This is a genomic window from Mesorhizobium sp. P2_E9 (genome assembly GCF_056403815.1).
Map to the genome: position 1 here is coordinate 18,554 of NZ_JBFUET010000027.1, position 24,487 is coordinate 43,040.

Genomic DNA, 24,487 nt, shown 5'->3' on the forward strand with positions numbered 1-24,487 from the left:
CGGTCGGGTGGGGGGTGGGGCATGGGCCGTCGCAGCCCCCACCCCGTCTCACAGGCTTCGCAAGATGCGAAGCCTGTTCGCCGACCCTCCCCACAAGGGGGAGGGTGAGGCCTCACAGCGCCTGCGTCGTATAATCCCCCTCGGCCTCGTAAAGCCCGTCCTCGATCTTGGTCTTGTGCACCACCTTCAGCTTGCCGCCTTCGACCTTGGATATGTTCTGGATGCCAAAGCACTGGTGGATCTTGCCGTTGAAGGTCTTCGCGCCTTGCGGATGCTCCGGGCCCTCGGCGAAGGCGGTCAGCGCTTCGGTCGCCTCGACCAGCTTGGCGCGGTCTTCCGGACCCTTGTAGCCGGCGTCCTCCATCGCCTTCTTGACGACGTAGAGCGTTTCCCAGCAGCCGAACATGTGCGCGGCGGTGGAGACGTCCTTGGGATCGCCGACAGCGGCACCATTGTCGTCGATGCCGACAGCAGCGCGATAGGCTTTCTGCGCCTCGCTGTCATCGGCCTGCGCGTAGCGCGGCGAGCCTTCCCAGAAATGGCTGCCGTCCAAAAATTCCAGCCCGGGGCTGTTGATGTCGGTGGCTTCGAGTGAATCGATGAAGCCGAACAGCTGCGGCCGGTTGGAGCCGTAGAACTCGCCGAGCTCCTTGACGAAGGTGAGCACCGCCGGACCGACCATGACATGGTAGATCACCTCGGTCTCGGGCGGGATCTGCGGGAAATACTTGGTGAAGGACGATTCCGTCGGCGGGATCGCGATCTGCGCGATGACCTCGGCGCCCTGCGCCTTCAGTGCCGGCGGCAGGTAGTCGCGGTGGTCGTAGCCGAAGGCGAAATCGGGGAAGATCTGCGTCACCTTCTTGCCGGCATTGGCCGCGATCCACGGCGCCATCGACTGGATCTGGCTCTTCACGTCGGTGATGCCGGGCTGGAAGACGTAGCGGTTGAGCTTGGTCGAGGCGACATGGTGGCCTTCGCTGACGACGAAATAAGGCATCTTGTTTTCGCCGGCGGCGGGCGCCGAGCCGATGACGACATGTGAGAACAGCGTGCCGAAGACGATGTCGGTCTTGTGCTGGGTGGCGAACTTGCCGACCACTTCGGCGCCGCGGCCGGGGTCGGTGCCGTCATCCTCAATGATGACCTCGACCTGCCGGCCATTGATGCCGCCGGCGGCGTTGATCGCCTTGACCGCGGCAGCGGTGGTCTTCTCGTACCAGCGGCCATAGGCGGCGCCGATGCCGGTCCGGTGCGACTGGAAGCCGATCTTGATCGGCGCCGAGCTCTGCGCCTGCGAGTAGCGGACGAAACCTGGGGCGACAGCAAGGCCGGCGCCGGCGGCCAGCCCTTTCAGCGCGGTGCGGCGGGTAAGGGCAGTCTTGGAGAGATCGAAAAATCCGTTCTTGTCAGCCATGTTCGTTCCCCTGTTTTTCAGTCTTGACCAACGATAAGGCGGCTTCGGCCTCCTCGCTCAGAGAAGGCAAAAAATTGCATGTGTACAAACTAAATCACCAAAGACTCGATGTGGCAAGCGAGCTTTCCCCAACGACATCGGGGCCGCCCTTTTCTCATCCGGCGGTCGGTGTGGCAAGCAACCAGAGGCCGAACACCGTATAGGCGATCATCAGCAGCGTGAGCGGAAACTGGCTGATCGCGGCACGGGCGGGCTGCGGATGCAGGCGCCAGGCAAAGCCGTGGGCGACGAGGACGGCGAGCACGTGGCCCAGGATGATGGCGCCGGCCTGGATATTCCACAGCCACCAGGCGGACTCCGCGCCGGCGACGATGCCAGCCTCAACCTGGATGTCGGCTGTACCGAACAGATTCCAGCCCAGCGCGAACGGGTCTGACAGGGAGGCTGCCGCATATTGGCCGTCGACCAGCAGCGCCGTCAGATAGTGCGCGACATGATAGGCGAGCGCGATCGGCACGATCGACCAGACCAGCAGACCGGCTGCCTGGCCGAGTGGCGGACCGCTACCGGCAAGACGCTGACCGAGGATGACGGCGAGAAGGAACACCGCCGCCAGCAGAACCAACGTCAGAACGAGCCCGAAAGTGCCGCTGCCGATCACAGCGGTGCGGCCGGGGAATTCAAGCGGATTGACGCCGAACAGGCCGAGCCAGAAGAAGGTTTTCGACAGGCCGTCAAAGGAGACCGAGGACAGGGCCAGCAGCAGGAAGGCCACGCCGCTGGGCGGCAACGGCTCTGCCGCCAGCAGCTTGGCGCTCGGCCAGCACAGCGCAAGTCGTCCTTCCTTATCGCGCTCGACCGGCGCGAAACGCGCCACCATCGCGAAGAAGATCGTCAGGAACTCGCTGCTGCGGCTCCACTGGGGATAACCGAACACCAGCATGGCGAGGAAAGAGAACAGCCAGTAGAGGCCGGCGGCCCATGCAAGGCGTGCAGGGTCGTCGGGCGCCGGATCGATCAGCTCGAACCAGGCGAAGGCGAAGAACAGGATGACTGCCGGCCAGCAGCCGAGCCAGCGGGGAAGGCGCCATGGTCCCGCATCGTTTGTGCCGAGCAGGCGTGAGAAGAGGCGCCACGGCCCATACCAAGGGTTGAGCCAGGACCACAGATCGCCGAAGACGCCTTGGAGCAGCGTGAGGCCGGCCCACAACAGGGTCCAGATCACCAGCGGCAGCGGGTTGGAGAGCGGGTCGCGGCTGCCGCATAGGCCGGCGGCAATGAGAATTACAAAGCCGGCAAAGGATATCAAGCTGATGGCCGTGCGGGCGCTGTCGCCGAAGGCGAAGAGCGGCAGGCGCCGGCGCCAGAATTTGTCGAGCGCCGCAGGCGGCAGCAGCGCTAGGACGAGGAAGCTGACGGCTACGGCGAACGCGCCACCGATGAGATAATAGCCGGTCGGGAGAAGGAGGACATGGCCACGGTCGGAGGCGTGGGCGAAGGCGGGGGTGGGCGAGACGATCCATAGGGCCGCAAGTAGCAAGGCCAACGACGTACGATGGCGCTCTACGGCGCCCCCCTCTGTCCTGCCGGACATCTCCCCCACGAGGGGGGAGATCGGCTGCTTGCTCGATCGGCGCCTTTCTTGCGACGTTGAAAATTGGCAAAGGTGTCGATGACGGCCAATCTCCCCCCTCGTGGGGGAGATGTCCGGCAGGACAGAGGGGGGCGCGAAGGAACTCGACCTATCCGAGAGCCCCATCACCTCACACCTTGACCAGTTGCTCCACGCGATCCTTTTGCCCAAAAATCCTGAGATACCGCTCGATCTCTTTCTCATCCCCCGTCGCCTTGGCCGGGTTGTCGGAGAGCTTGACCGCCGGCCTGCCATTGGCTTCCGTCACCTTGCAGACCAGCGATATGGCGTCGAGGCTGTTGGTTTCGATCGGCGCGCAGCCTTCGAAATCATTGGTGAGGTTGGTGCCCCAGCCGAAGGACATGCGCACCTTGCCCTTGAAGTGGCGGTAGGTCTCCTCGATGGTTTCCACCTCGAGCCCGTCGGAGAAGATCAGCAGCTTCTGCTTGGGGTCCTTGCCCTTTTCGCGCCACCAGGACAGGATTTTTTCGCCGCCCTCGATCGGCGGTGCGCTGTCGGGGCGGAAGCCAGTCCAGTCGGCGACCCAGTCCGGCGCGTCACGCAGGAAGGAGGCGGTGCCGAAAGCGTCGGGCAGCACGATCAGCAAATTGCCGCCATAATAGCGCTGCCAGTCCTGCAGCACCTTGTAGGGCGACTGCATCAGCTCCTTCTCCGAGTTGGCCAGTGCCGCAAACACCATCGGCAGTTCGTGCGCGTTGGTGCCGAGCGCTTCGAGGTCGTTGTCCATGGCCAAAAGCACGTTGGAGGTGCCGGTGAAAGCTTCGCCAATGCCTTCCTTCAGCGCTTCGACGCACCAGCGCTGCCACAGGAAGGAATGGCGCCGGCGTGTGCCGAAATCCGATATGCGGATGCCGGGCAATGCCTTCAGCCGCTCGGTCTTGGCCCACATCTTGGCCTTGGCGCGGGCATAGAGCACATCGAGCGCGAACGGTCCAAAGGCCCGCATGGCCGCGCGGGACCGGAGTTCGTTGATGATGGCGAGCGCCGGGATTTCCCACAGCGTGGTGTACATCCATGGCCCGCTGAAGGTCAGCTCATACTGGCCGTCGCGCTTGGACAGCTCGTAGTCGGGCAGCCGGAAGCCTTCCAGCCAGGCCAGGAATTCCGGCTCGAAGATCTGCTTGCGGCCATAGAAATTGTTACCGCCCAGCCAGATCATCTCCTTCTTGGAGAAGCGCAAGGTGCGGGCATGGTCGAGCTGTTCGCGCAGCTCGCCCTCGTCGATCTCGTCGGCCAGCCGCACCGAAGTGGTGCGGTTGATCAGCGAGAAGGTGGTGTCCACCTTGGGGTACATGCCCCAGATCATCTGCAGCATCAAAAGCTTGTAGAAATCCGTGTCGAGCAGGCTGCGCACGATCGGGTCGAGCTTCCAGGTGTGGTTGTAGACGCGCCGCGCAATATCGGTCTTTGCCATGTCTGGTTACCGCCTTCGCTGCCTGCCACCCACAATCGCGACAGGCCTCATAGCATCGAATTGGCCAAAACGCTGCCCGCTTTCAGGCTGGCCCGACAAAAAGAACGGCCTGCATATGACCATGAGCTTGCGGTCTCAGCCCGCGGTCTTGGCGCCGATGACCTTGAGTTGCGGACGCTTGCGGCGGCTGATGATGCGGCCGGCGACCGGAGCGTCGGCGCGGCCGTCATCGCCGGCCTTCTCGGCGAACAGCCAGTCGATGAACACCTGTACGATTGGCGTCGTGCGCATTTCGTTGCGGCAGACGATGTAGAACTCATCGACCGCCGGCACCGACAGGCTGAACGGCGCGACCAGCATGCCCCTGGCCAGCAGCGCGCTTGCCGTGACGGAATCGCCCAGCGCCACGCCATGGCCGTGCACCGCGGCCTCGGTCGCCATGCGTGCGTCGCCCAGATAATGGCGGCGGCCGCGCTCGAGATCCAGTGCATCGGCGGTCGCCAGCCAGGTGTGCCATTCGCGACCGTCATCGCCATGCAGGAAGACATGATCGGCGAGATCGCGAACGCTGCGGATCGGCCGGTTGTTGATCAAGGTCGGGCTGACCACGGGGAACAGTTCGAGACCCGACCATTTGCGCATCCAGCAATCGGTCCAGCTGCCATTGCCATAGTGCACGCAGACATCGATCTGCGGCGCGCGGATATCCCTGGGATCGTTGGAGGGGATGAGGGTCAGCTGGATGTCGGGATATTGCGCGGTGAAGCTGCCTAGCCTCGGCGTCATCCACAAAAGCAGCAATGCCGGCACGCAGGACACCGACAGCGCGCCGCTGCTGGCCGGCCGCGTCAGCCGCTGCGTGGCGGCGGCGATGCCGTCGAAGGCTGTCGAGACCGCAGGCAAGAGTTCGGCACCATGCGGTGTCAGTTTGACCCGTTGGCCGACACGCTCGAACAGCTTGACACCGAGCGACTGCTCCAGCGCCTTGATCTGGTGGCTGATGGCGCCATGCGTGACATTCAACTCACCAGCCGCCTTGGTCAGCGAGCCATGGCGCGCCGTTGCCTCGAAGGCGCGCAGCGGGTTCAGGGGTGGCAGGCGCTTGGCCATGATACTCCACTTCTTTGTGAGATTTTCTCACAGAAAACACCGTAACAATATCAATTGATTTTTCAATGCGGCTGCCGGACACTTCAGCTCGGAACAAGCATCAAGACGTGAAATCTGCAGGCAGCCAGCGGGACAGCGACCCGGCCGGATGACGGTCAGTTCGCTCGAGGTCGCCAACGGTCGCACTGCTTCAGCCAGGAGGACGGACATGGGTTACGATCGCGGCAAGCTCGACGCGTTGCGTCGCAAGTATGGCGAGAGCCATGGCGGCGAGATGTTTGACCCGAAATTCCGCAAGGTTGCCGACAAGATCTTTTCCAAGAGCGGCACCAGGCTGGCGCCCTATTCCGGCATCCCGACCTTCCTCGCCGCGCCCTACCGCGAAATCGCCGCCGAGAATCCGGATTTCGGTGATCTTCAGGTGGCCATCATCGGCGTGCCGATGGACCTCGGCGTCACCAACCGGCCGGGCTCGCGCTTCGGGCCGAGGGCGCTGCGCGCCATCGAGCGCATCGGCCCCTACAATCACGTGCTGGAATGCGCCCCGACGCATGAGCTTCGGGTGGCCGACATCGGTGACACGCCGTTCCGCAGCCGCTACCGGCTGGAGATCAGCCATGAGGATATCGAGCGCCGCACCAACCAGATCGTCGATGCCGGCGTCATTCCATTGTCGGTCGGCGGCGACCATTCGATCAGCCATCCGATCCTGAAGGCCGTCGGCAAGAAGGCCCCGGTTGGCCTGATCCACATCGACGCCCATTGCGACACCAGCGGCCTGTTCGACATGACCAAATTCCACCACGGCGGCCCGTTCCGCAACGCGGTGCTGGACGGTGTGCTCGACCCCACCCGCACCATCCAGATCGGCATTCGCGGCTCGGCCGAATATTTGTGGGAGTTCACCTACGAGTCAGGGATGACCGTGGTCCACGCCGAAGAGGTAACCGGGCTCGGCATCCCCGCCATCATCGAGAAGGCGCGCAAGATCGTCGGCGACGGCCCGACCTATGTGTCCTTCGACATCGACAGCGTCGATCCGGCTTTTGCGCCGGGCACCGGCACACCGGAAGTCGGCGGTCTGACGACGCGCGAAGTGCTTGAGCTGCTGCGCGGCCTTAAAGGCCTCAACATCGTCGGCGGCGACGTCGTCGAGGTGGCGCCGCAATACGACGCCACCACCAACACGGCGCACGCTGGCGCCCAGGTGCTGTTCGAGATCCTGAGCCTGATGGTGTTCAGTCCGGCCATCACCGGCAAGGGAGCCTGACATCTAACAGAAAAGGCGGCCGCCGCGCTGGAGCCGGCGGCCGACTCAAACAATCAAAGCTTCCAGAAGGGGAATAACGATGACAATCCAAAAAACACTCAAATCATGCATTGCCGCCGTCCTGGTGCTGGGCGCCGTCGGTTTCGGTATCGCCACGCAGGCTGCCAATGCCGACGCGCTGGCTGACATCACCAAGGCCGGCACCATCAATGTCGGCGTCTTCGCCGACTTCCCGCCCTTCTCCTCGGCCAGCGCCGATATGAGCCTCAAGGGCTATGACATGGATGTCGCGCAGTACATCGCCGACACGCTCAAGGTGAAGCTCAATCCGGTCGCCGTCACCGGCCAGAACCGCATCCCCTATCTCAACGACCATCGCGTCGACATTCTGATGAGCGTCGGCTACTCGAAGGAGCGCGAGCAGGTCATCGACTTCGCCGCCGCCTACGCGCCCTACTACATCGCGGTGATCGGGCCGGCCGCAATGACGGTCAAAGGCAAGGAAGACCTTGCCGACAAGTCGATCGCCGTCAATCGCGGCACGCTCGAGGACACCTCGCTCACCGAGGCCGCACCCGCATCGGCCGACATCAAGCGCTTCGACAACTACAATTCGGTCATCCAGGCCTTCATCTCCGGCCAGACCCAGCTGATGGTCGTCGGCAACGATGTCGGCGCCCAGGTGCTGGCCAAGCAGGACGCGCTGAAGCCGGAGCAGAAATTCCAGCTGCTGACCTCGCCGTCGCATATCGGCCTCAACAAGAATGAGGACGGGTTGAAGAAGGCGGTCAATGACGCCATCGCCAAGATGCTGGCCGACGGCAAGCTGGACGAAAGCTCGAAGGCCTGGCTGAAGACGCCGCTCAACCCCGACAACCTCAAGGATTGAGTTTCCGTGGCCTTTGCCTGGCTCCCGGGTGCTCTGGGCGACATCGCGCACGGCGCGGTGACGACGATCCTGCTGATCGCCGTCACCACGCTGGCGGGGACGCTGCTCAGCATCCTCGGCGCTGCCGGGCGGCGAAACGGCCCCCTGCTGCTCAAGCGGGCCATCGCCTGGTATGTCGAGGTGATGCGCAACACGCCGTTCCTGGTGCAGTTGTTCTTCATCTTCTTCGGCCTGCCGAGCCTCGGCATCAGGCTCGACCCGATCCTGGCCGCCATGCTGGCGATGACGCTCAACATGGCGGCCTATACGATCGAGATCGTCGGCGCCGGCCTTGACGCCGTGCCGGGCGGGCAGACGGAAGCCGCCCTGGCGCTCGGCTTGAGGCCCCGCCAGGTGTTCATCAAGATCGTGCTGCCGCAGGCGCTCAAGATCATCTATCCGGCGCTCACCAGCCAGATCGTCATCATGATGCTGGAGTCGGCCGTGGTCTCGCAGATCGCTGTGCGCGAGCTGACCTATGAGGCCGACATGCTGCAGGCACGCACCTTCCGCTCCTTCGAGACCTATTTCGTCGTGACGCTGGTCTACCTCGCTCTGTCCATGGCCTTGCGCCGGGTTCTGGTCACCGGCGGACGCCGCGCCTTGGGAGCTGGCGTGTCATGATCGAATTCACCTTATGGGACATCGTGCGCAACCTTCTGCTCGCCGCCCGCTGGACGGTGCTGCTGTCGCTGGCCGCCTTCGTCGGCGGCGCGGCAGTCGGAATGGCGGTGCTATTCCTGAGGATATCCAAGAATAAATGGAGCCGGCGCATCGCCTCCGGCTATATCGCCCTGTTTCAGGGAACGCCGCTGCTGATGCAGCTCTTCCTGATGTTCTTCGGCCTGCCGATGCTCGGCCTGCGCATCGAACCCTGGACCGCGGCGGTGCTCGGCCTGACCTTCTTCGCCAGCGCCTATCTCGCCGAGATCTGGCGCTCGGGCGTCGACGCGCTGCCATTGGGCCAGTGGGACGCCGGCGCCAGTCTCGGCCTGCACTATCTCCAGGAACTCAGGCTGATCATCCTGCCGCAAGCCTTCTCGATCACCCGCGCGCCGACGGTCGGCTTCCTGGTGCAGCTGATCAAGTCGACGGCGCTGACCTCGATCATCGGCTTCGAGGAACTGGTGCGGACCTCCAACGCCATCAACAACGCCACCTTCGAACCGTTCAAGGTCTACGGGCTGGTGGCGCTGATCTTCTTCGTGATGTGCTTTCCCCTGACGCAATATGCCCGTTCGCTCGAGAAGCGCGCCTCGGCGCACTGAGCCACGACATGTTGTGTTGACCGGCATCGGCGGCGACGACACTGAGTGATTTCGGTATTGGCTTGGCCGGCCGAAGGCACATATGGGAAAACCAGTAGGCAGCTCCAGCGCTTTACATCTGCGGTCGGGTACCTAGTTTTAAGGTTTCGCGCCGCGCATCTCTGTGTGTGGATGATCGAGAACAGGACCGTGAACTCTGGGCCGGTCCGCCAAAAAACTCCCGAAAGGATGGCTGTTATGACACAGGCCAAGAATGGCGACATCGTTCGCATCAACTATACCGGACGTCTGGCCGACGGCACTCAATTCGATTCTTCCGGCAGTGAACCGCTGCAAATCACACTGGGTGAGGGACAGGTGATCCCCGGCCTTGAAACCTATGTCGAGGGCATGGAGGTCGGCGCGAGAAGCACCGTCACCGTTCCCGCCGACGACGCCTACGGCCCCCATCGCCCCGAAGCGGTTGTGACCATCGACCGCGCCGCCGTGCCAAGTAACATCAACGTTGATGTCGGCACTCGATTGCAGGCCAAAACCCGCGACGGGCGCCCGATGCCGGTAACAGTCGTCGGCGTGGACGACGCCAGCGTCAAGCTCGACGGCAATCATCCCTTGGCCGGAAAGGATCTGGTGTTCGACGTTGAACTGGTCGAGATCGTTCAGGCGGCGTAGTTCCAGCGTCAACGCTGAATTATGGCTGAGCTGAGTCACGGCTGAAAGTTCGGGTCACCGGCTGGCCAGGCACAAAATAGCGGGTTGGGACAGACGGCCGTCGGACAACTGGCGGCCGTCTGGTTCAATGCCCGAAGGCGAGCGGCGGTGCGATGCGATCCCGCCGCAGCCAGCGCCCCAGAAGCAGGGCCGCTACCACGGCCAGCCCTGTCGACAGGCCCATCCAGATGCCGACGCCGTGGAAGCCGAAATGGAAGGCGAGCAGCACGCCGAGCGGCAGGCCGACGCCCCAATAGCCGATCGCGGCATAGATCATCGGCACCTTGGTGTCGTGCAGGCCGCGCAGCATGCCGGCGGCAACCGCCTGCGCGCCGTCGAAGACCTGGAAAAGTGCTGCAAACACCAGGAACGACACGGCAAGCGCGATCACCCTGGCATTGGCCGGATTGTCGAGGTCGATGAAGGCGCTGATCAGCGGATGCGGCCACAGGATCATCACCAGCCCCATCAGCGCCATGAATGACACGCCGATGACGAAAGCCGTCCAGCCGGCACGCGACACGCCTTCCGGATTGCCGGCGCCATGCGCAAGACCGACGCGCACCGTCACCGCCTGGTTGAGGCCGAGCGGCACCATGAAGGAGATCGAGGCGATCTGGATGGCGATGGCGTGCGCGGCGAGCGAATCCGCATCGATCAGGCCCATCAGCAAGGCCGCCGCGTTGAAGATCGTCACCTCGAAAGCCAGAATGCCGGCGATCGGCAAGCCAAGCCGCAGCAGCCCCTTGAAGCGCGGCCAGTCGGACCGCCAGAAGCGGCCGAACAGATGATAGCGCCGGAACTTCTTTTCCAGCATCACTACGACGGCCATGCCGACGAACATCAGCGTGCTGGACAGCGAGGTGGCCAGGCCCGAGCCGGAGATGCCCATGGCGGGGACACCGAGATTGCCGAACATGAACACCCAGTTGAAGAAGACGTTGCAGGCGACGGCGACGAAGACGATGACCAGCGCCCAGCCCGGCCGTTCCAGCGCCGAAATGAACGAGCGCAGCACGATATAGCCGTAGAAGGGCAGCACCGCCCATTCGAGCCAGCGCAGATAGACGCCGGCCTGATGCGCCAGCGCCGGCTCCTGGCCCATGGCCAGCAGGATCGCCTCGCCATGCCAGAGCACGAGCCAGATCGGGATCGAGATCAGGATCGCCAGCCACAGGCCTTGGCGCACGGTGCGGCGCAAATCGCGCACGGAATAGCGGCGGCGGCCAAGCTCGGTCGCGATCATCGGCGAGGTCGCCAGCATCAGGCCAAGGCCGAAGATCAGCGGCATGAAATAGAGGTTGGCGCCAAGCGCGCCGCTGGCCAGTGTATCCGCTCCGAGCCGACCCATCATCATGACGTCGGTGGCCGTCATCGCGGTCTGGCCGAGATTGGTCAGCACCATCGGCCAAGCCAGCGCCAGCGTCGCCCTGATTTCCTGACGCCAAAGATTTTCCGGCGCGCGAGCGCCGGCTTCGATCGCAGACATTGTTCCGCTCTTTCCAGATACGGCACGTCGGCAAAGCGCCGGAAGCCGCATGTCAAACGGCAAAACCTTCGGTTTCGCAGCGTTTGCGTCAGCTTTTGGACGAAACGCGACATGAAGGCAAGGGAGGAGGAGCAGGCACCGATTGAGCCAGCGCCATTCCAGGGGTGCCTTTGTCTCGTTCCCTTGCCGGCCGTGGGCTGTTACGGATTACCTTGGAGATCGGCAGCCGGCGAACCCGCCGGGAGGAGTGGATGGCGTTCAGACAGCGAAAAAACCCGGCCGCGATCCCGCGCACGGCGCCGGCCTTCGAACATATCGTCACCGAGGCGAGCGACAGTTTTCTGTGGCGGCTCGACGACTATCCCTGGGAACGCAATGTCTGGAACTTCCATCCGGAGTACGAAATCCATCTGCTGCGGAAATCCTCCGGCGTGGCCCTGGTCGGCGACCATATCGGCGAATTCGGCCCGGGCTATCTCTCCATCGTCGGCGGTGGGCTGCCGCACGACTGGGTGACGGCGGTGCAGCCGGGCGAACTGATCGAGGGCCGCGACATCGTCCTGCAATTCGATGCGCAGCGGCTGCGCGGCTCGGCGGGCCTGCTGCCGGAATTGCGCGAATTGGAGCCGTTCCTCGAGCGGTCGCTGCGCGGCATCGTCTTTCATGGCAGCACGGCGCTGGAAGGCGCCGAACTGATGGAGCGGATGGGAACGGTGCATGGGCTCGCTCGGCTCTGCCTGTTCCTCGAACTGGTCGACCTCCTGGCCAGGACCGACGAATACGAGCTCTTGTCGTCGCCGGATTTCTCGCCGGCTCTCGACGCCGCCTCGCTCGACATCATCCAGCGCACGCTGACCTATCTGTTCCAGCATTTCGCCGAGGATCTGAAGCTGCCTGACGTGGCCGAACTTGCCGGAATGACCGAGAGCACATTCTCGCGTTTCTTCCAGAAGAACACCGGCAACTCCTTCAGCGACCACCTCGCCAAGCTTCGGCTCTGGCAGGCCTGCAAGCTGCTGGCCGACACCGATGTTGCGATCACCGACATCTGTTTCCAGGTCGGCTACATGAACATTTCCAACTTCAACCGCGCTTTCCTGCGCAAGCACAAGATGACGCCGTCCTCCTATCGCAAACTGTCGCGCCAGCGGCTGACGCTGCGCACTTAAGCGCGGCCTAAAATCAACGGCTTAGGTAGGATCGATACTCGTGTGAAAGACATCGTCACGAGGTGCCGCATTTTGCGCTGCACAATGCATAAAAGTACAGGTTTGCTGCAACGGGGCTTCTAGCTTGGCTCATCGCAACTCCGCATTTTGGCGATGGGTGGCATGTCACTCGGGCGATGGTGAGGATCGCATAACCCGAGGACGCGCGCTTCCTGCGAAATATTCCTGGAGGAGAAAAGATCATGAAACCAGTTAGGCTCGCTGCCAGCCTTGGCGCAGCTTTCGTGCTTTCCGCTACCGTTTCAACCATCGCGCTGGCGCAGGCGCCGGTCTGCTCGGCGCCAGTCAAGGTGCTGGCGCAGCCACGTGACGGCCTGACGCTTCTGGAGGACTCCAAGGCCGAGTTCCAGAAGCTCTCCGGCGCCAGCTTCCAGATCGACTATCTCAACGAAAACGACCGCCGGGCCAAATCGCGCGCCGATGCGTCCACCGTCGGCAATTACAACGTCTACTATGTCGACGAAGCCAATGTCGCTTTGTTCGCCTCGTCGAAATGGATCGTGCCGCTGACCGATTATTATCCGGCTGACTATGATTATGCCGACTTCGATCCCGGCCGCCAGAAGGTCGCGACCTATGACGGCAAGGTCTGGTTCGCGCCGCTGACCGGCGGCGGCGACCTGATGGTCTATCGCAAGGATGTGCTCGAGGCCGCCGGCATCCAGCCGCCCAAGACGCTGGACGAGCTGATCGCCGACGTGCCGAAGCTGACCAATGCGGACAAGGGCATGTACGGCATCGCGCTGCGTGGCGCACGCGGTTCGGGCGCCAATGTCTGGCGCTGGATGCCCTTCTTCAAGGCCTATGGTGGCAAGTGGTTCGACGGCGACAAGCCAGCCTTCAATTCGGAAGCGGCCGTCAAGGCGACCGAGACCTATCTGAAGCTGTTCAAGGATTCTGCTCCCGGCACGCAGACCGGCAGCTGGGATGAATCGACCGGCGCCTTCCTGTCGGGCCAGGTCGCGATCCTCGTCGAATCGACGCCGCTGTCGGGCATGGCGGTCGACCCGAAGACCTCGCAGGTGGTCGGCAAGATCGGCTTCCTGCCGCCGCCGGCGCCGCTCACCGGCGGCGGCTACGGCCACGGCCTCGCCATCGCGGCGAAAGCCAATGCCGACGATGCTTCGAAGAAATGCGCCGGCCTGTTCATCGCCTGGGCAACATCGAAGGAAAACGAGAAGCGCCGGCTCGACGCCCATCAGTTCGGCGAGCTGAACCGCACCAGCATCCTCTCCAGCAAGGAATTCGCCGACATCTACGGCGCCGATCTCGGCCAGGCGCTGGCCGAAACCGGCAAGGTCACGGCGGTGAACTTCTGGCAGGATCCGCGCTGGCCGGATCTCGGCGACCGCTGGGGCATCATCCTCGAGGAACTGGTCACCGGCACCCGCACCGATATAAAGGGCGGTCTCAACGAGCTCGAGGCCTACGCCACCGAGCTGGCGAAGAAGAAATAGAGCCATCCTCCCGCCCGTGGCGCGCGGTTCGCGGCATTGCCTGCAATGCCGGGACCTGCGCGCCGCGGGGACTTTGCCCGACGAGGAAATCATGACGACACGATCGACACGCAAGCGAGGATAGATGCCAATGGCCCGACGCACGTCGCTCCCTGTCACCTTCGTCGTTCCGACCATCGCCATCCTTCTGGTGCTGTCGATGGTGCCGACGCTCTACGCCATTGTCATCGCCTTGCAGAATCGCGAGTTGAGCACGCCCGATTATTCCTGGGTCTGGCTGTCGAACTTCGTCGATCTGTTTCTCGACCGCCGTTTTCTCAATGCCGTCTGGGTGTCGGTGAAGTGGGAGTTCGTCACCGTCATCGCGACCATGGTGGTGGCGATCGGGCTCGGCGTGCTGATGTTTGAGGTCGCGTCGCCACGGCTGCGCAATGTCTACTGCCTGCTGTTCATCATCCCGGTGCTGTTGCCGCGCGTCTCGGCGGCTTTCGTCTGGAAATTCGCCTACCACCCGCTCTACGGCATCGCCACCTACCCGTACCGATTACTGACCGGCGGGCTGATCTTCGATCCGCTGTCGAAGCCGGCGACGGCATTGCTTGCCGTCGCTTCGGTCGATGTCTGGCAATGGGGGCTGTTCTTCGCCGTCATCGTGCTGAAGCTCTTGGAAACCCTGCCGCCGCAGCCGATCGAGGCGGCGCGGCTCGACCATGCCAAACGCTGGCAGATCCACGCCTACGTGACCTTGCCGATGCTGAAGGCGCCGCTGATCAGCCTGATGTTCGTCAAGATGATTGAATCGCTGCGTTCCTTTGACCTGATCTATGTCATGACCCGCGGCGGACCGGGCGTGGCCACCGAGACGCTCGACATGTACGCCTTCTCGCAAGGCTTCATCGAGTCCGGCAAGGTGTCCTACGCCTCGGCCATGGCCGTGCTGATGATGATCGCCACCGTCATCACCTTCACCATGCTGTGGAAGCGGGTGCAGGCATGAGGCCGGGGCGCCTGATCGGCAGGATCGTGCTGGCATTTGCCGGCTTCATGGCGGTGTTTCCGCTGCTCTGGACGGCGCTCAATGCGCTGAAGAACAATGTCGACATCATCACCCGCGTTCCCCGCCTGGTGTTCACGCCGACATTGGCCAACATCAGCTATATTATCGGCCGCGACAGCGTGCTCACCGGGCTCTACAACTCGGTCGTCGCTTGTGGCTCGGCAGTGTTGATCGGTGTCGTGCTCGGCTTGCCCGCAGCATACGCCGTGGCGCGCTATCCCAACCGCTGGGCCGGTGACATCCAGTTCTTCGTCCTGTCGCTGCGCTTCCTGCCGCCGGTGGCGGTGGCCATCCCGCTGATGGTGATCTGGCTGCAGGTCGGCCTCTACGACACTTTGCCGGCGCTGATCATCACCTATTCTCTGCTCACCATCTCGGTGATCATGTGGCTCGCCATTCCCGCCTTCCAGGCCGTGCCCAAGGAGGTCGAGGAGGCCGCCCTCGTCGATGGCTACGGCGCCTATTCGGTGTTCTGGAGGATCGCGCTGCCGGTCGCGGCGCGCTCTTTGATCGGCGCGGTCGCCTTCAGCTTCGTGCTGGTCTGGAACGAGTTCCTGATCGCGCTGATGCTGTCCAGCTCCAACGCCAAGACCTTGCCGATCGTCGCCTCGGAACTGTCCCAGCAAGGCATGAACGTGCCCTGGGGCATCCTCAATGCCTCGGTCGTGCTGTTGTCGCTGCCGCCGCTTTTGTTTCTCGGCGTGCTCAGCGGCTTCCTGAATTCCGTTTTCCGGCAGAAAAAGACTTGAAGCGAGGACGATACGATGCGGGCACTGGTGCTTGAGAAAAAAGGCGAACTGTCGCTGCGAGAGATCGCGTTGCCGCTCGATGTCGGACCGGACGATGTCAAGATCGCCATCCACACGGTCGGCGTCTGCGGCAGCGACGTGCATTATTACACGCATGGCGCCATCGGCAGCTATGTCGTGCGCGCGCCGATGGTGCTCGGGCACGAGGCCGCGGGAATCGTTGTAGAGACCGGCGCCAATGTCGAGACGTTCAAGGTCGGTGACCGAGTCTGCATGGAGCCGGGCGTGCCGAACCTGTCGTCGCGCGCGACAAAGCTCGGCATTTACAATGTCGACCCTGACGTCAGCTTCTGGGCGACACCGCCGGTGCATGGTGTGCTCGCGCCTTACGCCGTGCACCCGGCCGCCTTCACCTACAAACTGCCGGACAATGTCTCTTTCGCCGAAGGCGCCATGGTCGAGCCCTTCGCCATCGGCATGCAGGCGGCAAGCCGCGCCCGCATCGTGCCTGGCGATGTCGCCGTCGTCGTCGGCTGCGGGCCGATCGGCATCATGATCGCGCTTGCCGCCCTTGCCGGCGGCTGTTCGAAAGTGCTGATCTCCGATTTTTCCGCGCCCAAGCTGAAGATCGCCGCGCAATATGCCGGCATCGTGCCGGTCAATATCGGCGAGCAGTCGCTGGCCGATGCCGTTGCGACCGCGACTGACAATTGGGGTGCCGACATTGTCTTCGAGGCCAGCGGCAGCCCCAGGGCCTTCGCCAATCTGTTCGATGTCGTGCGGCCGGGCGGCGCGGTGGTCCTGGTCGGGCTGCCGGTGGAGCCGGTGGTCCTCAACGTGCCGGCGGCGATCTCGAAGGAGGTGCGCATCGAGACGGTGTTCCGCTACGCCAACATCTTCGACCGCGCCTTGCAGCTGATCGCTTCCGGCAAGGTCGACCTCAAGCCGCTGATCACCGGGACCTATGATTTCGCCGACAGCATCAAGGCATTCGAGCGGGCTGCTCAAGGCAAGCCGGAAGACGTCAAGCTGCAGATTCTGCTGACCGGCGAGAAGGGATAATCATGTCCGCGATCGTTTGCTCCCATGTCGACAAGGCCTATGGCGCCACGTCAGTCATCCGCGATCTCAACCTCAGCATAGAGGAACACGAATTCGTCGTGTTCCTCGGCCCGTCCGGCTGTGGCAAGTCAACCTTGCTGCGCATGCTGGCGGGGCTGGAGGACATCAGCGGCGGCGAGGTCTCGATCGGCGGCAAGGTGGTCAACGATCTCGATCCGGGCGACCGCGGCATCGCCATGGTGTTCCAGAACTACGCGCTCTATCCGCACATGACGATCTTCGACAACATCGCTTTCGGGCTGCGGCGCCAGAAGGTGCCGGCGGCCGAGATCCGCAAGCGGGTCGAAGCGGTGTCGGGGACGCTCGGACTGGAGCCCTATCTCGGCCGCAAGCCGGCCGAGCTTTCCGGTGGCCAGCAGCAGCGCGTGGCGATCGCGCGGGCGATGATCAAGACGCCCAAAGTGTTCCTGTTCGACGAGCCGCTGTCCAATCTCGACGCCAAGCTGCGCAACCATATGCGCGTCGAGATCGCGCGTTTGCACCAGTCGCTGAAGACCACCACCGTCTACGTCACCCATGACCAGCTGGAGGCGATGACGCTTGCCGACCGCATCGTGCTGCTCAAGGAGGGCGTCATCGAGCAGATCGGCTCGCCGGCGGAAATCTACCGTCGGCCCGGCAACATGTTCGTGGCCGGCTTCATCGGCACGCCGAACATGAATTTTGTCGAGGTCACGGTCAGTCGGGCTGGCAACGGCTGGACATTGACCGGCGCCGGAACTGTGCTTTCGATAGACGGCTCGGGCTTTCATCTCGAGGCAGGCCATCGCGCCGTGCTGGGCATCAGGCCACCGGACCTGAAGACAGCCGTCGCCGGTGCCGCGAGCATCCTGCAAGGCACCGCCGATCTCATCGAATTCCACGGCAATGATGCGCTGGTGACATTCGGCTCCGGTGGCAAGGAGGTCAGTGCGCTGGTTCCGGCACGCGAATGCCCGATGCTAAACGCCCCCGTCCGCTATACGTTCGAGGAGGAAAGCATCCATTTGTTCGATGCGACGTCAGGCGCGTCGCTGCGCAAGCAATAACGCAAAAAACTACCGGATCGCGTCGAGTGCCTGCCGCTGGCGGTGCATCTCCAGGAATATCCGGTAGTCGCGATCGAAGCGCGCGCCGGCGGCCGGGTTGGCGGCGCGCCTCTTGCCGCCCTGCTGCATGGCAAGGCAGGCGGCGTTGAGATCGGGGAAGAGCCCGGCGGCGGTGGCCGCCACCATGCCGGTGCCGAGCAGTACCGCCTCATCGGCCAGCGGCTCGACCACTGTGCAGCCGGTGGCGTCGGCGTAGAGCTCCATCAGCAGCGGGTTCTTGGTGTGGCCGCCGGTGACGTGCAGCGTGTCGATCAGATAGCCGTTCTCGTTCAGCGCCTCCAGCACATGGCGCACGCCGAGCGCGATGCCGACGGCGGTGCGCCAATAGAGCTTGCACAGGCTGTCGAAGGAGGAATCCAGCGTCAGCCCGCTGACGACGCCAACGGCATGCGGGTCGGCAAGCGGCGAGCGGTTGCCGTGAAAGTCAGGCAGCACATGCAGGCGAGCGGCGAGGTTCTCACCCTCGGTGGCGCGCAGTTCGGCGACACGCCCGGCGATTTTGGCATGCATGGCGGCGTCCGGCTCGCCGCCGGCGCCGTGCCAGCGGATGATGTGGTCGAGCAGGGCGCCGGTAGCCGACTGGCCGCCTTCCGACAGCCACAGCTTCGGCAGCGCCGCGCCGTAGTAGGGTCCCCAGACGCCGGCGAAGGGCTGCGGATCCGGCGACATCGCCATGACGCAGCTCGAGGTTCCGGCGATCAACGCCAGATGCCGGCCGATGTCCTGCTCGTCGCCGGCAAAGCCGCCGAGCACGCCGAGCGCGCCGGCATAGGCATCGATGACCCCGGCGCCGACCCGGCAGTTTTCCGTCAAGCCGAGTTCCGCAGCCGCTTGCGCCGTCAGCGGACCAATGTCGGCGCCGACCGGACTGGCCCGCTCCGGCAAATTGCCGTGCTCGAAAAGGTCGTCGAGACCGACGATTTCGAAGAAATCGCGCTGCCAGGCGGCGTCTTCATGCGCGAGATAAGTCCATTTGGCGGTCAACGTGCATTGCGAGCGGGCCAGCGAGCCGGTCGCCTGCCAGGTCAGGAAATCGGTCAGGTCGAATAGGTAGCCGGCTTCATTCCATGTCTGCGGCAGATTGCGCTTCAGCCACATCAGCTTCGGCGTCGCCATCTCCGGTGACATGACCCCGCCAATGTAGTTGAGCACCTCATGGCTGCTCGCCGTGCATTCGTCGGCTTCGGCTATGGCGCGGTGGTCGAGCCAGACGATGGTGTCCCAGCGCTTGTCGCCCGAGGTCGAGACGCTGAGCTGATCGCCCTGCCGGTCGCGCACCACCAGCGAACAGGTGGCATCAAACGAGATGCCGACAATATCTTGCGCCGCCACGCCAGCTTTTTCACGGGCGGCACGTACTGCGATGCAGACCGCCGACCATATATCGCGCGAATCATGCTCCGCGTGATCGGGCCTTGGCTGATTCATGGCGATCGGCCGATCGGCACGGCCGAGCAAGCTACCACTGGCGTCGAGAATGCCCGCGCGAGCGCTCCCGGTGCCGACATCGACCGCGCAAACAAACTGTTTCGTCAAGATGCTCTAACTCTCGCTCCCAGGCCTGCAATCAGATCGGGCAATTGCAGCATGTCAGCGAATATAAAGTCCGGTTCGGTCGACGCAAGCCGCGCTTTCAGTGCGGGGTTGCCGGCATGCGAGCCGCCGGTGAAGGCAAAGACGCGCATGCCTGCCGCGCGGGCGGCCGCGACGCCGGCCGGACTGTCCTCGATGACGAGGCATTTGCGCGGATGCGCCCGCATGGTGGCGGCCGCGTGCAGAAAAAGGTCCGGCGCCGGCTTTCCCTTGGCCACCATGGCGGCGCTGAACAGATGCGGCTCCATCAGTCCGAGCAGGCCGGTGACGTCGAGCGCATAGCGGATGCGTTCCAGCGTACCGGACGAGGCGACACAGAACGGCAGGCCGAGCTTCGGCAACATCTCCTTGACGCCGGCGATCGGCTTCAGCTCCTCACGGAACTTTCGCATCAGATCGACACGCATAGCGGCCAGATGCTGATCGGTGATCTCCAGGCCGAAGTCGCGGCCGAGGATCTCGCGCACGCTTTTCATGCTCTTGCCGAGGAAATGCTCGTAGGCGGCGTCCTCGCCGACGCTGCCGCCCGCAAGTTCGATCATGCCGAGCAGCGCCGAGACGGAGAGCGCTTCGCTGTCGACCAGCACGCCATCGCAGTCGAAGATGACCAGTTCAGGCGTCATGATGGCTGATAGCTCTCAGAGCTTGCCGGCAATGTAGCGCGTCAGCGTGGCGCGCGCGCCGTTCGCCCACAACACGTTGAGCGCATGGCCGAAGGCCTCGACGAACGCCGTGGCCCGGCCGACATCGCCATAGATGTCCTCCATGGCGAGCCAGGCGGCCGGAGCGTCCTTTGCCGCCTTTGCCGTCGCCTGCAGCCGGGCCCAGCTAGGGTCGTTGGGTTCGATGACGGCGCCGCTGTCTGACGTGCCGAAGCAGTAGCGGCACCAAAGCGCTGATTCCAGCGCCAGGCCGGCGACACTCTTCCCTGCCTTCAAGCGGTCGGCGATGGTCGGGATGATGAATTTCGGCTGGCGGTTGGAGCCATCGAGACAGAGCCGGCGGATGGTGTCGCCGATCTTGGGATTGGAGAAGCGCTTCTCGATGAGCTGATAATAATCCTCCAGCACTGTGTCTGGCACCGGCGGCACCGTCGGAATGATCTCGTCATGCTCGAGTTTGTCGAGAAAGCCGCGCACCAGCGGCTCCTGCATCGCCTCATGGACGAAATGGATGTCCATCAGCCCGGCCGGATAGGCGATGGTGGCGTGGCCGCCATTGAGGATGCGGATCTTCATCAACTCGTAGGGCGCGACATCCCTGACGAACTGCACGCCGACCTTTTCCAGCGGCGGACGGCCATCGGTGAAATGGTCTTCCAGCACCCATTGCCGGAACGGCTCGCAGAACACTGGCCAATTGTCCTCGACGCCAAAATCCTTGGCCAGGATGCCGCGCTCGCGGTCGGTGGTGGCAGGCGTAATGCGATCCACCATGCCGTTGGGAAAGGCGACATGGTCGCTGACCCAGTTCGCCAGATCCTCGTCGATCAGCCGCGCCAGACCAATGACGCCATCCGACGTGACATGGCCGTTGTGAGGGATGTTGTCGCAGGACATCACGGTGAACGGCACGATGCCGTCGTCACGGCGACGCATCAGGCCGGCCAGGATGATGCCGAACACCGTTTTCGGCGTGGCGCCCGCCTGCGCGTCGGCGACAATGTCGGGATGTGCCGGATTGAAGACGCCCGACGCCGGGTCGATGAAGTAGCCGCCTTCGGTGATGGTCAATGAGACGATCTTGATCGCCGGGTCGGCCAGGCGTTCGATGATGCCGGCCGCATCGCCCGGCATCAGGAAGTCGATCATGGCGCCGGTGACACGGGCGCTCATATGGCCGTCATCCTGCTCGACAACCGTGGTCAGCCAGTCCTGCTCCTCCAGCTTGCCGCGGCCGATCTTCTCGCCGTCGAACACGCCGGCGCCGACCAGCGCCCAGTCATGGCCGATGCCTGAATTGAAGAGGTCGTCGAGATAGACCGCCTGGTGCGAGCGATGGAAATTGCCGACGCCGAAATGCACGATGCCAGCCCTGAGCTTGGCACGGTCATATTTCGGACCGGCGACCTTGGCGGGGAGGTTGGCGAGAGTGGCGGAAGAGAGTTTGACGGTCATCTGTTTACCCTTTGGCCGGGCTTCGGCCTCGTTACTCCGCCTCTCCCCGTCCTCGTGGGAGAGGGTAAGGGACGGCATATGCCTTGCGAGGCCGATGCGGCCTCTGATGTTGGCCTCTGCTTCTCGCGGAGGAACGAGAAGCAGAGGCCGGCCCCCCTCAACTCATCCACTGGCCGCCATCGACATTGTAGGTCTGGGCGACGATGTATTCGGACTCATCGCTGGCCAGGAAGACAGCCATGCCGGCGAGATCTTCCGGCTTGCCCATGCGACCGTAAGGGACGCCCTCGCCAACCAGTCTCTTCTTCTCGCCCTTCGGCCGGTTCTCGTATTTGGCGAACAGGGCATCGACCTCATCCCACATATCGCTGTCGACGACACCGGGTGCGATACCGTTGACGTTGATGTGGTGCTTGATCAGGTCGAGTCCCGCCGACTGGGTCAGCGAAATGACCGCGGCCTTGGTGGCGCAGTACACAGCCACCAGCGGCTCACCACGCCGTCCGGCCTGGCTTGCAATATTGATGATCCTGCCGCCCTTGCCCCGCGCGATCATCGATCGGGCGGCGGCCTGCAGCATGAACAGCGTGCCGGCGACATTGACGGAGAACAGTTTCTCGTAACTTGCCCTGGATATCTCGACGATCGGCGCCAGGTCGAACAAGGCGGCGTTGTTGATCAAGATGTCGAGGCCGCCGGCCTTGCTCTCCACCGCCTCCACCGCGGCGTCGATCGATGCCTGGTCGGTGACATCGAGTTTCACGGCATAGGCTTTGCCGCCGATCTCCGCCGCCGTCTTTTCGGCAGCCTCGAGATTGATGTCGGCAATGGCAACGGTCGCACCCTCGCGCGCATAAGCCTCGGCAAACGCTTTGCCGATGCCACGGGCCGAACCCGTGATCAGCGCCGATTTGCCGGCCAGGCGCATGCTCACATTGCCTTTCCGTCGGCACCGAAGCGATGCAGCTTGGCCTTGTCGGGCGTCAGGTAGATGGTGTCGCCGTGATGGACGGCGAGCTCGCCATCGGCGCGCACCGTCAGCGGCCCGACGCCGTCAGCTTGAACGTGCAGGAACGTGTCGGATCCGAGATGCTCGGCAACGCCGACAGTGGCCTTCCATTCGCCCGCCGTGGTCGAGATTTCCATGTGTTCCGGACGGATGCCGATGGTCTTGGCGCCATATTTGGCGGCCGGCGCGCCCTCGATGAGGTTCATTTTCGGCGAGCCGATGAAGCCGGCGACGAACAGGTTCTTCGGCGTCTTGTAGAGTTCCATCGGCGAGCCGACCTGCTCGATATTGCCGGCATTCAGCACCACGATCTTGTCGGCCATGGTCATCGCTTCGACCTGGTCGTGGGTGACGTAGATCATGGTGGTCTTGAGCTGATGATGCAGTTCGCTGATCTCCAGCCGCATGGTGCCGCGCAGTGCGGCGTCGAGGTTGGACAGCGGTTCGTCGAACAGGAAGGCGGTCGGCTGACGCACGATGGCACGACCGATGGCGACGCGCTGGCGCTGGCCGCCGGAAAGCTGGCCGGGCCGGCGTTCCAGGTAGTTCGTAAGGTTGAGCACGCGCGCCGCGTCTCCCACCTTCTTTTCGATGGTGGCCTTGTCTTCGCCGGCCATCTTCAGCGGGAAGCCGATGTTCTTCGCCACCGTCATGTGCGGATAGAGCGCGTAGGACTGGAACACCATGGCTAGCTTGCGCTTGGCCGGTGCTTCGCCGGTGACGTCACGGCCGTCGATGTTGATGCTGCCGCCGCTGGTGTCCTCCAGCCCGGCGATCAGGCGCAGCAGCGTCGACTTGCCGCAACCCGACGGGCCGACGAAGACGACGAACTCGCCATTCTCGATCACCAGGTCCAGGCCGGGGATGATGGACGTCGCTCCGAAGGATTTGGAGACGTTCTTGAGCGTGATGTTTCCCATGGTTTCCTCCCCGAGGGGTTATGTCCTGCTGATTGCTTCAGGCAACGTCCGTTACTTCACCGCACCGAATGTCAGGCCGCGCACCAGCTGCTTCTGGCTGAACCAGCCCATGATCAGGATCGGCGCGATCGCCAAAGTCGAGGCAGCCGAAAGCTTGGCCCAGAACAGGCCTTGCGGGCTGGAGAAGGAACTGATGAAGGCGGTCAGCGGTGCAGCTTCCGTGGTCGTCAGGCGGATCGTCCAGAACGCTTCGTTCCAGGCCAGGATGATGTTGAGCAGCATGGTCGAGGCGATGCCCGGCACCGCCATGGGTGTGAGCACATAGATGATCTCGTTCCACAGCGAGGCGCCGTCCATACGGGCCGCTTCCAGGATCTCGCCGGGGATTTCGCGGAAGTAGGTGTAGAGCATCCAAACCACGATCGGCAGGTTGATCAGCATCAGCATGACCATCAGGCCGATACGGCTGTCGAGCAGTCCGAGATTGCGGAAGATCAGGTAGATCGGGAACAGCACGGCGACCGCGGGCATCATCTTGGTGGATAGCATCCACATCAATATGTCCTTGGTCCGCTTGGTCGGCGAGAAGGCCATCGACCATGCCGCCGGAATGGCGACGAGCAGGGCCAGAATGGTCGAGCCGACCGAGAGCAGCACCGAATTGAAGAAGAACTTGAAGTAGCCGCTCTGCGCCTGAACCTCGGTATAGCTCTCGAATGTTCCCGACGGGATCAGGTTGAAGCCCTGGATCGCCTCCTGTTCCGACTTGAACGAGGTGATGATCGTATAGAGGATCGGGAAGAAGATCAGCAAAGCGACGATCCAGGCCGCAACCGTTGCGATCGTCTTGTGCTGGGTGGTGACTGAGCGTGCCATCGTATCCTC

22 protein-coding genes are annotated in these 24,487 nt (G+C 63.4%); 11 read left to right on the forward strand and 11 right to left on the reverse strand.

The features are described 5' to 3' along the window. Positions 1 to 112: 112 nt before the first annotated feature. The 4 genes from AC1D05_RS33370 to gcvA all read right to left on the reverse strand — a co-directional run bounded on the left by AC1D05_RS33370 (position 113) and on the right by gcvA (position 5,595). Positions 113 to 1,417: an ABC transporter substrate-binding protein gene (locus tag AC1D05_RS33370; RefSeq protein ID WP_477446912.1), complete on the reverse strand. Its 1,305-nt coding sequence runs from the start codon at positions 1,415 to 1,417 to the stop codon at positions 113 to 115. A 154-nt stretch (positions 1,418 to 1,571) separates the two neighbouring features. Continuing rightward, the gene (locus tag AC1D05_RS33375; protein ID WP_477446914.1) at positions 1,572 to 3,011 is read right to left on the reverse strand and encodes a hypothetical protein; all 1,440 of its coding nucleotides are present in this window, start codon (positions 3,009 to 3,011) and stop codon (positions 1,572 to 1,574) included. A gap of 169 nt (positions 3,012 to 3,180) precedes the next feature. Beyond that, positions 3,181 to 4,485 (reverse strand): nicotinate phosphoribosyltransferase, encoded by a 1,305-nt coding sequence (gene pncB, locus AC1D05_RS33380; protein WP_477446916.1) that lies wholly within the window; start codon positions 4,483 to 4,485, stop codon positions 3,181 to 3,183. Positions 4,486 to 4,620: 135 nt separating this feature from the next. Beyond that, the gene (gene gcvA / locus AC1D05_RS33385; protein WP_477446918.1) at positions 4,621 to 5,595 is read right to left on the reverse strand and encodes a transcriptional regulator GcvA; all 975 of its coding nucleotides are present in this window, start codon (positions 5,593 to 5,595) and stop codon (positions 4,621 to 4,623) included. 208 nt (positions 5,596 to 5,803) lie between these two features. On the opposite strand from gcvA, the gene speB reads away from it, so the two are divergent. The 5 genes from speB (at position 5,804) to AC1D05_RS33410 (ending at position 9,733) form a co-directional block, all read left to right on the forward strand. Continuing rightward, entirely contained in the window at positions 5,804 to 6,865 is a 1,062-nt protein-coding gene (gene speB, locus AC1D05_RS33390; RefSeq protein ID WP_027040816.1) for an agmatinase, read from the forward strand. Between the two features lie 79 nt (positions 6,866 to 6,944). Then, positions 6,945 to 7,754, forward strand: coding sequence for a transporter substrate-binding domain-containing protein (locus AC1D05_RS33395; RefSeq protein WP_477446920.1), 810 nt, complete (start codon positions 6,945 to 6,947; stop codon positions 7,752 to 7,754). 6 nt (positions 7,755 to 7,760) lie between these two features. Next, positions 7,761 to 8,417 (forward strand): amino acid ABC transporter permease, encoded by a 657-nt coding sequence (locus AC1D05_RS33400; RefSeq protein ID WP_477446922.1) that lies wholly within the window; start codon positions 7,761 to 7,763, stop codon positions 8,415 to 8,417. Then, positions 8,414 to 9,061 (forward strand): amino acid ABC transporter permease, encoded by a 648-nt coding sequence (locus AC1D05_RS33405; protein ID WP_477446924.1) that lies wholly within the window; start codon positions 8,414 to 8,416, stop codon positions 9,059 to 9,061. The genes AC1D05_RS33400 and AC1D05_RS33405 overlap by 4 nt, the downstream gene beginning before the upstream one ends. 237 nt (positions 9,062 to 9,298) lie before the next feature. Beyond that, positions 9,299 to 9,733 (forward strand): FKBP-type peptidyl-prolyl cis-trans isomerase, encoded by a 435-nt coding sequence (locus AC1D05_RS33410; protein WP_477446926.1) that lies wholly within the window; start codon positions 9,299 to 9,301, stop codon positions 9,731 to 9,733. Between the two features lie 124 nt (positions 9,734 to 9,857). Here AC1D05_RS33410 and AC1D05_RS33415 read toward each other — a convergent pair whose 3' ends face one another. Continuing rightward, positions 9,858 to 11,261 (reverse strand): MATE family efflux transporter, encoded by a 1,404-nt coding sequence (locus AC1D05_RS33415; protein WP_477446928.1) that lies wholly within the window; start codon positions 11,259 to 11,261, stop codon positions 9,858 to 9,860. A gap of 251 nt (positions 11,262 to 11,512) precedes the next feature. On the opposite strand from AC1D05_RS33415, the gene AC1D05_RS33420 reads away from it, so the two are divergent. The 6 genes from AC1D05_RS33420 (at position 11,513) to AC1D05_RS33445 (ending at position 17,903) form a co-directional block, all read left to right on the forward strand. Continuing rightward, the gene (locus AC1D05_RS33420) at positions 11,513 to 12,430 is read left to right on the forward strand and encodes an AraC family transcriptional regulator (protein WP_477446930.1); all 918 of its coding nucleotides are present in this window, start codon (positions 11,513 to 11,515) and stop codon (positions 12,428 to 12,430) included. Between the two features lie 242 nt (positions 12,431 to 12,672). Beyond that, on the forward strand, positions 12,673 to 13,947 hold the full coding sequence (locus AC1D05_RS33425; protein ID WP_477446932.1) for an ABC transporter substrate-binding protein: 1,275 nt from the start codon (positions 12,673 to 12,675) through the stop codon (positions 13,945 to 13,947). A 130-nt stretch (positions 13,948 to 14,077) separates the two neighbouring features. Continuing rightward, entirely contained in the window at positions 14,078 to 14,944 is an 867-nt protein-coding gene (locus AC1D05_RS33430; RefSeq protein ID WP_477446934.1) for a carbohydrate ABC transporter permease, read from the forward strand. Then, positions 14,941 to 15,753 carry a carbohydrate ABC transporter permease gene (locus tag AC1D05_RS33435; RefSeq protein WP_477446936.1) on the forward strand — a complete coding sequence of 271 codons (813 nt, stop codon included), beginning with the start codon at positions 14,941 to 14,943 and terminating at the stop codon, positions 15,751 to 15,753. The genes AC1D05_RS33430 and AC1D05_RS33435 overlap by 4 nt, the downstream gene beginning before the upstream one ends. Before the next feature lie 15 nt (positions 15,754 to 15,768). Then, positions 15,769 to 16,815, forward strand: coding sequence for an NAD(P)-dependent alcohol dehydrogenase (locus AC1D05_RS33440; protein WP_477446938.1), 1,047 nt, complete (start codon positions 15,769 to 15,771; stop codon positions 16,813 to 16,815). Between the two features lie 2 nt (positions 16,816 to 16,817). Further along, positions 16,818 to 17,903, forward strand: a complete 1,086-nt coding sequence (locus tag AC1D05_RS33445) for an ABC transporter ATP-binding protein (RefSeq protein WP_477446940.1) — start codon at positions 16,818 to 16,820, stop codon at positions 17,901 to 17,903. A 9-nt stretch (positions 17,904 to 17,912) separates the two neighbouring features. Here AC1D05_RS33445 and AC1D05_RS33450 read toward each other — a convergent pair whose 3' ends face one another. The 6 genes from AC1D05_RS33450 to AC1D05_RS33475 form a co-directional block, all read right to left on the reverse strand. Next, positions 17,913 to 19,499 (reverse strand): FGGY-family carbohydrate kinase, encoded by a 1,587-nt coding sequence (locus AC1D05_RS33450; protein WP_477446942.1) that lies wholly within the window; start codon positions 19,497 to 19,499, stop codon positions 17,913 to 17,915. Then, positions 19,496 to 20,179, reverse strand: coding sequence for an HAD-IA family hydrolase (locus AC1D05_RS33455; RefSeq protein WP_477446944.1), 684 nt, complete (start codon positions 20,177 to 20,179; stop codon positions 19,496 to 19,498). The genes AC1D05_RS33450 and AC1D05_RS33455 overlap by 4 nt, the downstream gene beginning before the upstream one ends. A 15-nt stretch (positions 20,180 to 20,194) precedes the next feature. Then, positions 20,195 to 21,673: a mannitol dehydrogenase family protein gene (locus AC1D05_RS33460; RefSeq protein ID WP_477446946.1), complete on the reverse strand. Its 1,479-nt coding sequence runs from the start codon at positions 21,671 to 21,673 to the stop codon at positions 20,195 to 20,197. Between the two features lie 157 nt (positions 21,674 to 21,830). Next, positions 21,831 to 22,601, reverse strand: a complete 771-nt coding sequence (locus tag AC1D05_RS33465) for an L-iditol 2-dehydrogenase (protein WP_477446999.1) — start codon at positions 22,599 to 22,601, stop codon at positions 21,831 to 21,833. Between the two features lie 2 nt (positions 22,602 to 22,603). After that, a complete protein-coding gene (locus AC1D05_RS33470) occupies positions 22,604 to 23,602 on the reverse strand; it encodes an ABC transporter ATP-binding protein (RefSeq protein ID WP_477446948.1) in 999 nt (332 codons plus the stop codon). 51 nt (positions 23,603 to 23,653) lie between these two features. Then, positions 23,654 to 24,478: a carbohydrate ABC transporter permease gene (locus AC1D05_RS33475; RefSeq protein ID WP_477446950.1), complete on the reverse strand. Its 825-nt coding sequence runs from the start codon at positions 24,476 to 24,478 to the stop codon at positions 23,654 to 23,656. Positions 24,479 to 24,487 lie beyond the last annotated feature (9 nt).

What these genes read in the sequence shown, in the direction of transcription:
- AC1D05_RS33420 (WP_477446930.1), top strand. Translation starts at nt 11,513, where the DNA reads ATGGCGTTCAGACAGCGAAAAAACCCGGCCGCGATCCCGCGCACGGCG.
- speB (WP_027040816.1), top strand. Translation starts at nt 5,804, where the DNA reads ATGGGTTACGATCGCGGCAAGCTCGACGCGTTGCGTCGCAAGTATGGC.
- AC1D05_RS33425 (WP_477446932.1), top strand. Translation starts at nt 12,673, where the DNA reads ATGAAACCAGTTAGGCTCGCTGCCAGCCTTGGCGCAGCTTTCGTGCTT.
- AC1D05_RS33410 (WP_477446926.1), top strand. Translation starts at nt 9,299, where the DNA reads ATGACACAGGCCAAGAATGGCGACATCGTTCGCATCAACTATACCGGA.
- AC1D05_RS33475 (WP_477446950.1), bottom strand. Translation starts at nt 24,478, where the DNA reads ATGGCACGCTCAGTCACCACCCAGCACAAGACGATCGCAACGGTTGCG.
- gcvA (WP_477446918.1), bottom strand. Translation starts at nt 5,595, where the DNA reads ATGGCCAAGCGCCTGCCACCCCTGAACCCGCTGCGCGCCTTCGAGGCA.
- AC1D05_RS33445 (WP_477446940.1), top strand. Translation starts at nt 16,818, where the DNA reads ATGTCCGCGATCGTTTGCTCCCATGTCGACAAGGCCTATGGCGCCACG.
- AC1D05_RS33395 (WP_477446920.1), top strand. Translation starts at nt 6,945, where the DNA reads ATGACAATCCAAAAAACACTCAAATCATGCATTGCCGCCGTCCTGGTG.
- AC1D05_RS33415 (WP_477446928.1), bottom strand. Translation starts at nt 11,261, where the DNA reads ATGTCTGCGATCGAAGCCGGCGCTCGCGCGCCGGAAAATCTTTGGCGT.
- AC1D05_RS33465 (WP_477446999.1), bottom strand. Translation starts at nt 22,601, where the DNA reads ATGCGCCTGGCCGGCAAATCGGCGCTGATCACGGGTTCGGCCCGTGGC.
- AC1D05_RS33460 (WP_477446946.1), bottom strand. Translation starts at nt 21,673, where the DNA reads ATGACCGTCAAACTCTCTTCCGCCACTCTCGCCAACCTCCCCGCCAAG.
- pncB (WP_477446916.1), bottom strand. Translation starts at nt 4,485, where the DNA reads ATGGCAAAGACCGATATTGCGCGGCGCGTCTACAACCACACCTGGAAG.
- AC1D05_RS33370 (WP_477446912.1), bottom strand. Translation starts at nt 1,417, where the DNA reads ATGGCTGACAAGAACGGATTTTTCGATCTCTCCAAGACTGCCCTTACC.
- AC1D05_RS33440 (WP_477446938.1), top strand. Translation starts at nt 15,769, where the DNA reads ATGCGGGCACTGGTGCTTGAGAAAAAAGGCGAACTGTCGCTGCGAGAG.
- AC1D05_RS33435 (WP_477446936.1), top strand. Translation starts at nt 14,941, where the DNA reads ATGAGGCCGGGGCGCCTGATCGGCAGGATCGTGCTGGCATTTGCCGGC.
- AC1D05_RS33375 (WP_477446914.1), bottom strand. Translation starts at nt 3,011, where the DNA reads ATGTCCGGCAGGACAGAGGGGGGCGCCGTAGAGCGCCATCGTACGTCG.
- AC1D05_RS33405 (WP_477446924.1), top strand. Translation starts at nt 8,414, where the DNA reads ATGATCGAATTCACCTTATGGGACATCGTGCGCAACCTTCTGCTCGCC.
- AC1D05_RS33470 (WP_477446948.1), bottom strand. Translation starts at nt 23,602, where the DNA reads ATGGGAAACATCACGCTCAAGAACGTCTCCAAATCCTTCGGAGCGACG.
- AC1D05_RS33430 (WP_477446934.1), top strand. Translation starts at nt 14,078, where the DNA reads ATGGCCCGACGCACGTCGCTCCCTGTCACCTTCGTCGTTCCGACCATC.
- AC1D05_RS33455 (WP_477446944.1), bottom strand. Translation starts at nt 20,179, where the DNA reads ATGACGCCTGAACTGGTCATCTTCGACTGCGATGGCGTGCTGGTCGAC.